Origin of the sequence: Thermotoga neapolitana DSM 4359 (assembly GCF_000018945.1) — a bacterium.
Taxonomy (GTDB): Bacteria; Thermotogota; Thermotogae; order Thermotogales; family Thermotogaceae; genus Thermotoga; species Thermotoga neapolitana.
The window spans coordinates 45,366-57,140 of the sequence record NC_011978.1 but is presented as its reverse complement, the minus strand read 5'-3'; the positions used below and the strand labels follow the sequence as shown (position 1 = coordinate 57,140).

Below are 11,775 nucleotides of genomic sequence, written 5' to 3'. Positions count from 1 at the left end.
GCTCATTCGCCGTACTCTTCCTTCAGATACTCTTTTATCTTCTGATCCGCCGTCTTTATCGCCGTTTCCATATCGACTTTTCCGTTTATGAAATCGGAGAACATGTTTCCAACGACCGTTCTGATCTCGTACCAGACACCAATCTGCGGATCGAACACGGCGTTGTCTATCTGAGAAAGTGGTATCTCAAGCAGAGGATCGGACTTTGCCGCCTCTTTCCAGATGGAGGTCTCGAGGGCACTTCTTCTCACCGGAATGTAACCCGTGTTTATCGCCCAGTAGGCGGTCACTTCAGGAGAGATGAGGTACTTCATGAACTCCCAGGCTGCTCTTTTTTCTTCTTCACTTGCTGTGTTGAACATGATGATATCCGTTCCCGCGAAAGGCACCTTGTTCGTCACCCAGGTGGGAACGGGTGCCCAGCTCCACGTGAACTTACCCTTCGTGGACTGCTCAACGTAGGGTCTTCCCGCTATCGTGCTTATGTACATCATGATCTTCTGCTGTCCAAAGACCCCATCCAGGTATCCTCCCTGGTAGTAGGCGATACCATCGTCGACCATCTTCTTCACGAAAGCAAGAACTTCTCTTGTTTCCTGACTGTCGATGTTGGACACCCACTTCCTATCGACTTGTTTCAGAATGGATCCACCGCGCAGAGTGAGAAGAATCTGGAAGAAGTCAACGGTGGTTCTGAAGCCAAATCCGTACTGGTCGATCTTTCCGTCTCCGTCGAAATCTTCCGTCATGATACGTGCTGCCTCGTAGAGCTCATCGATCGTCTTGGGAACGTCCACACCGTACATCGCAAAAGCATCCGCGTTGTAGTAGAGTACATAGAGACTCTTGTTGAAAGGAACAGCGTATATGGTGTCACCCCACATACAGTTCTTCCTCAAAGGTTCGAAGATGTCTTCCCATTCTTCTTTCGTGAGGCCTATCTTTGGATCGTTCACGAACTCGTTCAGAGGCTGCACAACTCCGCTCTGTATGAGTTTTGCCGTCCAGTTGGAGTACGCCTGGGCGATGGTGGGAAGTTCTCCTGCCTGTGCGGCCGCAAGGAGTTTCTGGGAAAGGGCACCGTAGTTTCCAACGTAGACCGCTTCCACTTCGATGTCGGGATGGAGTTCGTTGAAGGTGTTCACTATCTCCTGAAGTGTCTTACCGTGTCCACCACCCATGGCGTGCCAGAACGTGACCTTCACCTTCGAAAGAGCCAAAACACTCAAAACCACCATCAAAAGAACAAGAACTTTCTTCACAGAAATCCCTCCTTTCTTGAGCTTTCACCACAATGAATTATACCGCATAGGTTATAATTTGAGTGTGAAGAAACCACAGGGAAGTGAGGGCTGAAGATGAAGGTATCGAAAAAGCTCAAGGAGACGGTCCTTGCGTATCTTTTTCTGCTTCCTTCACTTGTGGTCCTCGGTATGTTCGTCTTCTGGCCGGTTGGCTTTTCCTTCGTTCTGAGTTTCTTCAAGTGGGACTTCAGAAACATGAAGAATCCCTACTTCACAGGGCTCGACAACTACATCGAGATCTTTCGCTTCGAATATCCTCCGAAGTACTCATTCATATTCACCGTTTTGAACACCTTCTTCCACCTTGCCGTTGCGGCCGCCGTTGTTCTTCTGATCGTTCACCTTTTGAAGAAAAGAACGCTCTCTGGAATCCTCTCGAACGTGGCTGTTATCATGATGTACGTTGCCTTGAACCTGTTCAACGTAGAAAATCCTCTGCTTTCCTTCCTTGTGGCGGCGATCTCCTGGTCGTGGCTGGTGTACGATTTCAGAAGACTGAACATGAAAAACACCTGGATCTGGTTCGTTCTGTTTCTTGTGGTTTTTGCCTTCGTGGAACTTCGTTCCTCTCTTCCCGGGATGGTGAACTTTCTGCTCGATGCAAAGGACAAGAACCTCTTCCTCAAGGCTCTCACGAACACGCTCTATTACGTGATACTCAGTGTTCCAACCCAGATCTTTCTGTCTCTTGTGATAGCCCTCCTTTTGAACAGCAACGTCAAATTCAGGGTCTTCTTCAGGACCGCCTACTTCATTCCCTTCGTCACGTCCGTCGTCGCCATATCCCTTGTCTGGAAGTGGATATTCAACGACGAGTTCGGTCTTTTGAACTACATCCTTTCACTGTTTCACATAGATCCAGTTTCCTGGCTGAAAGATGAAAGGTGGACGATCCCCACGATCGCCATAGTCTCTGTCTGGAAGACCGTGGGGTACGACGCGGTGATATTCCTTGCGGGCCTTCAGAACATAGACAGGTCCTACTACGAAGCGGCGGAGGTCGACGGTGCGAATTCCTTCCAGAAGTTCTTCTACATCACCTGGCCCCTTCTGTCTCCAACGACGTTCTTTCTGCTCATCGTCTCCCTCATAGGCGCCTTCAAGGTCTTTGCAGAAATTTACATTCTCTACGATGGACTTCCCGGCCCTTACAACAACAGTGGAATGACGCTCGTGTACTACGTGTTCGATCTGTTCTACAGACAGCAGAGGATGGGAATCGCCTCGGCGGCAGCGTACATCCTTTTCGCCATCATCCTCGTCTTCACCTTCATTCAGTACAGGGTTGGAAGAAGAGCGGTCGAGTACGTATCGTGAGGTGGTAGCGTGAAGAAACTGATCGTTTACCTCCTTCTCATATTCGGTGCTGTCATCATGCTTGGGCCCTTCGTCTGGATGGTGCTCACTTCCTTCAAGGCACCCTCTGAGGTACAGCAGTGGCCTCCGAAGTTCTACACGAAGAACTTCTCATTTTCCCGTGATGTGAAGGTGGTCCTGAAACCAGGTGTTCAGAAGGTGTCCAGGGGAGTCAGCTTGAGGGAGGCCTACGCACTGAAGGTGAAAGAGGAAAACCTTCTGACCATCACGGTGAACGACGACCCGTTCTACAGAGGAACGATGACGATCCCTCTGAAAGGAGCAAGGTACACAACGAAGGTGGACGAGGAAAGAGTCAGAGAAATCGCTTCGAAGGCTCCTTTTGAACTTTCCTGGAACACGCCGGAGGAGTTTTTCGAGCAGTTCTTCATTCACTACAGAAGCGGTGCGAGTCCATACTTTCAGAGGGCAACCCTGATAAACGAGATTTCAGGTGCGATAGAAAACTCGCTGAGAACGATCTCTCAACTTGAAAGGTTCACAGAACTGAGAATAAAAGACGACGCAGAAAGAGAGAGGTTCCGCCTGTTTCTTGAAGCCAAAAAGAAAGAACTCTCCACACTCCAGGAGAACGTAGAGAAGATGAAGGCAGGAAGCACACTCATTCTCTCCGACAACGAAATAAGGGATCTCTATGCAATACTGAAAGGTGTGAACCTCGAGTACTCTGGAGACAACCCTCTCGTTTCCGTGTACGAAAACAGAGTGGTCCTTCCCATCGAAGGGATAAAAGACAACATCTCCTACTACCTCGAGGTCAATGAGTTCTTCCAGAGCGCTCAGAACCTCACGGTCGAAAAGAACATCGTTGCAAGGGCGATGAGTGAAAAAGAAAGAGAAGCGCTCTTTTTGAAGAAGATAGAACGCTTCCCCGACAGAAAAATCGTTGAGAAACTCCTGAAAGAGTCGAAAGAAAACCTTCTGGAAAACTACGTGTCGTTGAAGGAAAAAGAGATCTCAGAAAAGTATCACATCGACCTTCTCACCATAGCCACGTTGAAACCCGTCATCTCTTCTCTGATCAGTCTAGCACAAGAAAATGGCATCGAAGAGGAAGACTTTTCCACGATGATGGAGAAACTGGACACCGTTCTCTTCGATAGTTCCACCTACAGGGTCCTGAAGTCAAAACTCTCCCAGATTGATCTGAGCGAAGATGTGCTCGGTGCGATTGCGCAGTACCTCAGAAGTGTTGCCGTTCTCAGAAAGGCCTACGAGGATGCCATGAGTTCCTGGAAGATCGTGGACGCTCCAGATTTCGTGAAGGAAGTCCGGGTGAAAAACGGTGAGGTCATAGAGATCCTCCTTGAGGGTGTTCCCGCTGTCTTTTTGAGCGACGAACCCATAAAATCCGTGAAACTCAGGTTTTCCTTCCGTGAGGTGCTGGCGAACATCTTTCAGAACTACGTCGATGCCTGGAACGCCGCTCCGTTTCCAAGATACTATTTCAACACCTTCTTCGTTGCCTCCGCAACGACCATCCTTGAGGTGATCACCGCGTCCCTTGCCGCATACGCCTTCTCCTGGATGGTCTTTCCGGGAAGGGATTTCATCTTCGGGCTCTTTCTTGCCACGATGATGATTCCGGGTGAGGTGCTCCTCGTTCCCAACTTCATCACGATATCGAAACTTGGCTGGATAGACACCTACTACGCTCTGATCGTTCCCTGGATCGTCAGTGTCTTTGCCATATTCCTTCTGAGACAGCACTTTCTGACCATTCCAAAAGAACTCTTCGACGCTGCGAAGATAGATGGGTGTTCTCACTGGAGGTTCCTATGGCAGATAGTCGTTCCTCTCAGCAGACCAGCCGTGATCACCTCGGCACTTTTGAAGTTCGTTGGAAGCTGGAACGCCTTCCTCTGGGTTCTGATCGTGACGAACAGCGAAAAGTACAGAACACTCCCCGTGGGACTTCAGGCGTTCAGTTCCGACGTGGGAACACAGTACAACCTCCTCATGGCGGCGGCAACGTTCTCCATTCTTCCCGTGGTGATCCTGTTCATCTTCACCCAGAAGTACTTCATACAGGGAATCGCAAGGACCGGACTGAAGTGAGGGAGGCGATAAAATGAAGAAACTGGTGCTCTTTTTACTTGTTCTTTCCTGTGTGGCCTTTGGAGGGATATACTACGGAAATCTGCACTCTCACACGTCCTACTCTGACGGCTCCGGAACACCGGATCAGGCCTACGAATACGCGAAGAACTACCTCGACGTTCTTGCGATCACGGACCACGCCTACTATTTTGCTCAGAAGATAAACGGCAAGACAAAGCCGTATCTGACAAAACTTGCCGCAGAAAGACACACGGAAGATGGAAAGTTCGTAGCCCTTCAGGGGTTCGAGTGGACGGCGGGTGTTGGGCACATAAACGTGTACGAGTCCCTCGAGTGGATCGACAGAAACAGAGAGAGCAGTCTGGAGGGCTTCTACAGGTGGCTCGTCGAACACAGAAAACTTGCCCAGTTCAACCATCCCATAAGCACCTTTGGAACCTTCGACTCGTTCAGGTATTTTCCCGAGGCGGACGAGTACGTGAATTTGATCGAGGTGGGAAACGGAAACTGGTCCTCGGGTGATGTGATAAACCCCGAGATGTACGGAAACTACATCCTCGCACTCAACAGAGGATGGCACCTTGGAGCCACCGTCGGACAGGACAACCACAAGCCAAACTGGGGAAGCGCAAACGAGGCAAGAACGGGGATAGTGGCAGACGCACTGACTTACGACTCCATCATGGACGCCCTCTGGAAGAGACACACCTTCGGAAGTGAAGACAGAAACGTTCGAGTTCTTCTGAAGAGCGGCCAGCACCTCATGGGAGACGTCGTCTTCGTGGACGATCTTTCCCCAAGGACTCTGACCGTCGAGTATCAGGATACGGAAAAACTCCTCTACCTTGCCGTCATCTCCCAGAGTGGGACCGTTCTGGAACTCAGACCGAACATAGAAAGACTGAACCTGACCCTCTCGGTCACACCTTCCGATGGTTACGAATGGTACTTCGTCTACATGAAACAGATGGACGGTGACGAAATCGTCACCTCACCGATCTGGTTTCAGATACCGTCTTCTGTCTACGTGAACAGTGTGAGGGTGTCTCCAGAGGAGATCCACGAGGGTGAGGTTGCAAAGATTTACTTTGAGATTTACAATGTAACGGACGAAAAAAAGAAGGTGTCGCTCTCTGTACTTCTGGACGGTGAAACACTCAGGAAGGTTCCCCAGGAGTTTTCTCCGTACCAGGTGAAGAGATTCGTTGTTTCCACCGGGGCGCTGAAGAAAGGATTCCACCGGGTATCCTTCCTCGTTGATGGAAAAATCGTTCAATCTGTGAGCTTCTTCGTTGAAGAAAGACTCAGGGGCGTGATCATGATAGACACTCTCCACGAGAACGACCATCTGGAAAAACTCAAAGTCCTTGCAGAAGAACTGGAAAAGAAAGGATACAGAGTGGAGTATCCGAAGGTGATGCTGAAAGACCTGTCAGGCGTTGACATCCTCATCATCTCGACACCGAAAGAAGGTGGACTGAGTTTTGCCAAGAAACTCTCTCAGAAAGAGCTGGAGGCGATCGAAAACTTCAAAGGTAAAATATACATCGTGCCGGGTGGTGATGAAGAGTACAGAAAGACCTACCTGGAACAGATAAAAGGTGAAGTCGTCACAACCGAGGAGTTGAAGGAGAAACTGCTTGGGGAGTGATGTGGTTGAAGAAACTCGGGATTGTTGGTTTTGGTGCGAGTGCAATCGGTTTCATTCACGGCCTCATAGAGAGTGGAAAGATAAGCAACTACAGGATCACCATTCTTGAGAGGGGAAAGGACTACGCCCACAACACCATCTCCGGTGTGAGGATGGATGGAAAGATCTTCATCTCATACGGCATGGGAGGAGAGATCTACATTCCCCTCGAAATCCAGGCAAAGACGGTGGAGTTCTACCTGAAGTTTTCCGGCTACAAGCCAGCCGCTGACAGAAGAGAAGGCCTCATAAACTATCTGAGATCCTTCGAAAGAGACGGAAAAAAGATCGAGTTTGGAGAGTCCTTTTCGAACGAGAGAGTCTACAAACTCTTCTACCACCACGGCTTTGAGCCGGTGAAGTCGTACTTCTTCCATCTGGGAACTGACATACTCAAAGAGACGAACGAGAACATATACAGACACTTTTCCTCGTTCGAAAACATCGAATTTCTCTTCGGAGTTACCGCAGAGGACGTGGACTTTGGGCCACCCCACAGGGTACACACCGAAAAGGGAGACTTCGAATTCGATGAACTCGTGATCGCCGTAGGAAGAAGTGGTCACAGACTCATGGAACGTCTCAAAGAGAAGTACCCACAACTTGTGAAACCGAATCAGTTCGTCGACATCGGAATCAGATACGAACTTCCAAACCACGTTATGGATCCCTTCTCCGACATGTACGAGGTGAAGATCCGTTACAGAACGAAAACGGGTTACATCTGCAGGATCTTCTGTCAGAACCCGGCAGGGAAGGTGACCCTGGAAAAGTACGAGGACTTCACCACGGTGAACGGATACTCGGACAGTCTTCGAAAGACAGAGAACACGAACTTTGCCATCCTGGTCACCACGCGTTTTACAGAGCCCTTCAAAGACCCGACGGGCTACGGGGTGAATCTCGCAAAACTCGCAAACATCCTCGCAGGAGACAGGGAAAAAGTGATTCTCCAGACGTATGGTGATTTCAAAGAGTTCAGAAGGACCAAAAGGCTTGGAAGGGTCCACCCCACCCTGGACCCGGAAAGTTACATTCTCGGAGACGCGAACCTCGTGTTCCCCTCGAAGATAAGAGAGTCCCTTGTGGACTTCGTTGAGAACCTCGACAGGGTGATACCGGGGGCTGCTTACTTCGACAACCTGCTCTACGCGGTCGAGGTGAAGTTCTACACCAACAAGTTCCTCAACGACGTGGTGGAAGACCTTCACGTCATCGGAGACTGTTCAGGCTGGACAAGATCGGTCCAGTACGCCACATCGATGGGCTACATGAGAGCAATGGGAATGAAGATTCAGCCCCTGTGAGAGAGAATCGCAAAGAATCCCCACTCTATGAGAAGAACAGAGAAGAAAACAACGAAACCTTCCCAGAAGGTGAACCTGTGGACACCGAAAACGTGAAGCACAAGAACGAGGGCTATCGCACAGGAGACAAGCCCGTTAGGGAAGCCCTTCCTCACGAGGGCGTTCACCCCCGTGTAACCAAAGAGTGCCGCAAAGACAAAGCCCAGAAACTTTCCAAAGGAAACATCGAAGACGTTGAAGACAGAAAGAAGAATGAGTACCCCAAGGAGTATCAGGACCATTCCGAAGAACTTCAACTTCATCACCCCTTCACCTGCGTTCAACGATATTCTACCATCCCGACATCTGTGTTAGAATAACCTTAAAGGGAGGTAGAAATATGTTATCACCGACCGAAAAGCGATACCTTCTTGCGGTCCTTTTGACACTGGATGAGGGAAGCACAAGGCTGAAGAAAGTATCGGATTTTCTCAGAGTGAAGATGCCATCTGCCAAGCAAATCCTCGAAGAACTCGCATCGAAAAAACTGATAAACTACGTGAGAAGGGGCCCCATTTCCCTCACAAAAAAGGGTACAGAACTTGCCCAGAAAGAACTGGAGCGCTTCAACAACCTGAAGGAGTTTTTGAAGAAGATCCTGTTCCTCGATGAGGAAGAGGCAGAAAAGGGTGCGTGGGAGATCTTCTTCAATCTCGAGGAGAAGATAGCAGACAGGGTCGTCGACTTCATGAACTTCCTCACACACTGTCCTCACATAACGCCCATCTGTATAAAGGGCTTCAAAGAATATCTGGAAACAGGAGAGTTTCCAACCCTTTGCAGACTCAAAAGGTGATGGTATAATCGTGAGAGTGAAATCCCGCTCCACCGAACCGGAGGTGGGGCCAGATGTCCGAGGGAGGTGAGTTTTTGTGGCTTACGTGAAGGAGAGGATCTACGAGAGCATGTTCATCATCGCTCCAAACGTACCAGAAGAAGAAAGAGAAAAACTCGTCGAAAGAGTCAAAGGAATCATCGAAGAGAGGGTCAAGGGAAAGATCGACAAAGTCGAAAGGATGGGCATGAGGAAGTTCGCCTACGAGATCAAAAAGTTCAGCGAAGGAGACTACACGGTGATCTACTTCAGGTGTGACGGACAGCACCTTCAGGAACTGGAGAATTTCTACAGGATAACCCCGGAGATCATCAGATGGCAGACCTTCAGAAGGTTTGACCTGGAAAAGAAAGAGAGGAAGGCTCAGAGCGAAAAGAAAGAGGCTGAGGTCTCTGAGGGTGAAGGAGGAACCGAAGCCTGATGTCTTTTTTCAACAGGATCATCCTCATTGGAAGACTCGTGAGAGACCCTGAAGAGAGATACACCCTGAGTGGAACGCCCGTCACCACCTTCACGATAGCGGTGGATAGGGTTCCAAGGAAGAACGCCCCCGACGATGCTCAAACGACGGACTTTTTCAGGGTGGTGACATTTGGAAGGCTCGCAGAGTTCGCAAGAACTTACCTCACCAAAGGAAGGCTCATCCTCGTCGAAGGTGAAATGAGAATGAGAAGATGGGAAACCCAGACCGGAGAAAAGAGGGTCTCTCCAGAGGTGGTTGCGAACGTCGTGAGGTTCATGGACAGAAAGCCTGTCGAGATGCCCAGCGAAGACATCGAAGAAAAACTGGAGATTCCAGAGGAAGATTTCACCGATGATACCTTCAGTGAAGACGAACCGCCATTCTGAGGGAGGTGTGTGCTGTGGCTTACAGAAGAAGAAGAAAGAAGATCAAAAAGTGCAGACTCTGTGAGATGAAATTGGATTACGTTGACTATAAAGACACAAAACTCCTCAGTGATTTCCTCACGGACAAGGGAAAGATCATTCCAAAAAGGCTCACCGGAACGTGCGCCAAGCATCAGAGAATGGTGAAGGTGGCCATCAAGAGGGCAAGACAGATGGGACTACTTCCTTACCTGAAGATATAAAACAAAAGGGCGCCGATGCGCCCTTTTTTCATTCCCCGTCCTCTTCGAAGAACATCTCTTCGATATCGGGAATGCTCTGCTGCCACTTCTCGAAGACTTTTTTCGCCGTTTCGTATTCTACTCCTTCCAGCATGATGCCTTCGGGAGTCTCGTCTGCCTTGAAGATGTAAACTTCACCGAGGTCTTCTATCATGTCCCTTGCGTCGTTCAGAAAGACCTCTTCGCAGACCCAGAAGGTATTCCCTTCGTCTTCAACTTCTCCCAGTTTGTGGAAGAACACCTCGTTTCCATCCTGGTCGAACAGGCTGAAGACTTCCGTCTGATGTTCATGTTCGTGTTCATGCTCGTGCATACTCATAATAAAAACCTCCTTGAAAAAACTGTGCTCTGAGAAATACTACCATTTGTGAAAGAGAAAATCAAGTCTCTGGTATAATCTTCCAGAGATCCGCCCATCAGGAGGTTCTGAAACCGTGGAGATAGAACGCCTCACAGAGAGGGTGTCTTACGTTCCAAACCCGGTGAACATAGGAGTCGTTCACGCAGAAAATTCCAGCGTTCTCATAGACAGCGGCATCGACGAAAGCGTTCCGAGAAAGGTCTCACGTCTTTTAGAAAAGCCTCCGCTCTATCTCATAAACACCCACTCACACGCCGACCACTGCGGCGGGAACGCGTTTTTGAAAAAGCGTTTTTCCACCAGAGTGCTCGCCTCGGAACTGGAAAAAGAGATCATAGAACACACCGTCCTCGAACCGTTCTACCTCTACGGTGCCTTTCCACCTGAAGAACTCAGAAACAAGTTCCTCATGGCAAAACCTTCAAAGGTCGACGAAACACTGAAAGAAGGCCCTCTCATTCTCGATGGAGTGGAACTTGAGATCGTCTCTCTTTCCGGACACTCCCCAGGACAGATCGGTGTGGCCGTGGATGGTGTTCTCTTCTGTGCCGATTCGGTCTTTTCCGAAGAGTCGATCAAAAAACACAGGATCTTCGTCGTCTACAACGTGGAAGAGTTCCTTCAGACGCTGAACTTTCTGGAAAAGACAAACTACAACTACTACGTGCCGTCTCATGGGAAGGTGGTTCAGGACATAGAAGAACTTGTTGAACTCAACAGAAAAACGGTAGAAAGCGTCATCAACACGATCCTGGACATTCTGAAGGTTCCAGCAAAAACAGAAGAACTCATGAAGAGTCTTTTCGACAGGTTTGAAATCACCCTGGAGAACCTCACACAGTACGTACTCTACAGATCCACCGTTCATGCGTATCTGAGTTTTCTTCTGGATAGAAAAGAAGTGGAAAGAGAGTTCAGAGAAAACACACTCTTGTGGAGGCGAGTGTGATGGTTGTGAACTGGCTCTTTCTTTCCCTTGAATACTTCCTTGGAGTTTTGCTTGTTTTCATCACCATTCGTTTCTTCGGATTGAAGGGAATATACGCCCTCGGGGCGATGCTGGTGCTCTACATGAACGTGGCTGTGTTGAAGGCGTACGATCTGCTTCCCGGTGTACAGCTGTACGCCGGTGTCTTCCTTGGCCCCTTTTTCATCACGCTGGTTGCCATCGTGACGGAGGTTTACGGATACAGGGAAGCACAGAAACTGGTTGCCGTTGGTTTCTTCGCCCAGGTTGTGTTCCTTGCGGGAATGCTTGTTGCCCTCGGATACGTTCCATCGAACGAGGACTGGGCTCACGAGCACATGAAGGCTCTCTTCCTTCCCGTCTGGAGGACCACGATCTTCAGCTGGATTGCCTTCGTTGTGTCCGGTGTCTTCAAGGCGCGCTTTCAGGATTTTCTGAAGAGAACAGAAGGTCTTTTTGGAAAACACCTGTGGCTCCGTGACAACGCAGCGACGAAACTCGCTCAACTTGTGGACAACGTGATCTTCTTCTACGGTGCCCTCACCGGGTACTTCTCCCTGAGAACAATCACCGTTTTTCTCATCTGGACAACGCTCTTTGAATGGCTCTTCGACTATCTGGACACCTGGGTCGTGGTGAAGGGTGTGAAGTGGATGACGGGTTTTCATGAAGAAACAATCACTGTGAGAGGTTGAAAACGACAT

13 protein-coding genes are annotated in these 11,775 nt (G+C 49.4%); 10 read left to right on the top strand and 3 right to left on the bottom strand.

Annotation, left to right across the window (positions count from 1 at the left end):
• Positions 1-2: 2 nt before the first annotated feature.
• On the bottom strand, positions 3-1,262 hold the full coding sequence (locus tag CTN_RS00310; protein ID WP_012644953.1) for an ABC transporter substrate-binding protein: 1,260 nt from the start codon (positions 1,260-1,262) through the stop codon (positions 3-5).
• A gap of 96 nt (positions 1,263-1,358) precedes the next feature.
• On the opposite strand from CTN_RS00310, the gene CTN_RS00305 reads away from it, so the two are divergent.
• The 4 genes from CTN_RS00305 to CTN_RS00290 are packed head-to-tail and all read left to right on the top strand — an operon-like array spanning position 1,359 to position 7,739.
• Positions 1,359-2,621 carry a carbohydrate ABC transporter permease gene (locus CTN_RS00305; RefSeq protein WP_012644952.1) on the top strand — a complete coding sequence of 421 codons (1,263 nt, stop codon included), beginning with the start codon at positions 1,359-1,361 and terminating at the stop codon, positions 2,619-2,621.
• Between the two features lie 9 nt (positions 2,622-2,630).
• Positions 2,631-4,739, top strand: coding sequence for a carbohydrate ABC transporter permease (locus CTN_RS09920; RefSeq protein WP_012644951.1), 2,109 nt, complete (start codon positions 2,631-2,633; stop codon positions 4,737-4,739).
• Positions 4,740-4,752: 13 nt separating this feature from the next.
• Entirely contained in the window at positions 4,753-6,393 is a 1,641-nt protein-coding gene (locus tag CTN_RS00295; RefSeq protein WP_012644950.1) for a CehA/McbA family metallohydrolase, read from the top strand.
• Positions 6,393-7,739, top strand: coding sequence for an NAD(P)/FAD-dependent oxidoreductase (locus tag CTN_RS00290; RefSeq protein ID WP_041437353.1), 1,347 nt, complete (start codon positions 6,393-6,395; stop codon positions 7,737-7,739). Before CTN_RS00295 ends, CTN_RS00290 begins: the two co-directional genes overlap by 1 nt.
• On the opposite strand, the gene CTN_RS00285 is transcribed toward CTN_RS00290, so the two are convergent.
• The gene (locus CTN_RS00285; RefSeq protein ID WP_012644947.1) at positions 7,727-8,062 is read right to left on the bottom strand and encodes a hypothetical protein; all 336 of its coding nucleotides are present in this window, start codon (positions 8,060-8,062) and stop codon (positions 7,727-7,729) included. The two genes, CTN_RS00290 and CTN_RS00285, sit on opposite strands and share 13 nt — an antisense overlap.
• Positions 8,063-8,118: 56 nt before the next feature.
• Between CTN_RS00285 and CTN_RS00280 the strand changes: the two genes are divergently transcribed.
• The 4 genes from CTN_RS00280 (at position 8,119) to rpsR (ending at position 9,704) form a co-directional block, all read left to right on the top strand.
• On the top strand, positions 8,119-8,574 hold the full coding sequence (locus CTN_RS00280; protein ID WP_012644946.1) for a metal-dependent transcriptional regulator: 456 nt from the start codon (positions 8,119-8,121) through the stop codon (positions 8,572-8,574).
• A 76-nt stretch (positions 8,575-8,650) separates the two neighbouring features.
• Positions 8,651-9,034 (top strand): 30S ribosomal protein S6, encoded by a 384-nt coding sequence (rpsF, locus tag CTN_RS00275; protein ID WP_012644945.1) that lies wholly within the window; start codon positions 8,651-8,653, stop codon positions 9,032-9,034.
• Entirely contained in the window at positions 9,034-9,462 is a 429-nt protein-coding gene (locus CTN_RS00270) for a single-stranded DNA-binding protein (protein ID WP_012644944.1), read from the top strand. The genes rpsF and CTN_RS00270 overlap by 1 nt, the downstream gene beginning before the upstream one ends.
• A 14-nt stretch (positions 9,463-9,476) precedes the next feature.
• Complete coding sequence (rpsR, locus tag CTN_RS00265; RefSeq protein WP_038066246.1) at positions 9,477-9,704, top strand: 30S ribosomal protein S18; 228 nt, start codon at positions 9,477-9,479, stop codon at positions 9,702-9,704.
• 28 nt (positions 9,705-9,732) lie between these two features.
• Here the strand turns inward: rpsR and CTN_RS00260 are convergent, their stop codons facing one another.
• On the bottom strand, positions 9,733-10,062 hold the full coding sequence (locus CTN_RS00260; protein ID WP_038066244.1) for a DUF1292 domain-containing protein: 330 nt from the start codon (positions 10,060-10,062) through the stop codon (positions 9,733-9,735).
• Between the two features lie 115 nt (positions 10,063-10,177).
• Between CTN_RS00260 and CTN_RS00255 the strand changes: the two genes are divergently transcribed.
• Both CTN_RS00255 and CTN_RS00250 read left to right on the top strand, forming a co-directional pair.
• On the top strand, positions 10,178-11,053 hold the full coding sequence (locus CTN_RS00255) for an MBL fold metallo-hydrolase (protein WP_012644939.1): 876 nt from the start codon (positions 10,178-10,180) through the stop codon (positions 11,051-11,053).
• Entirely contained in the window at positions 11,038-11,766 is a 729-nt protein-coding gene (locus CTN_RS00250; protein WP_244857357.1) for a queuosine precursor transporter, read from the top strand. Before CTN_RS00255 ends, CTN_RS00250 begins: the two co-directional genes overlap by 16 nt.
• Positions 11,767-11,775: the final 9 nt, after the last annotated feature.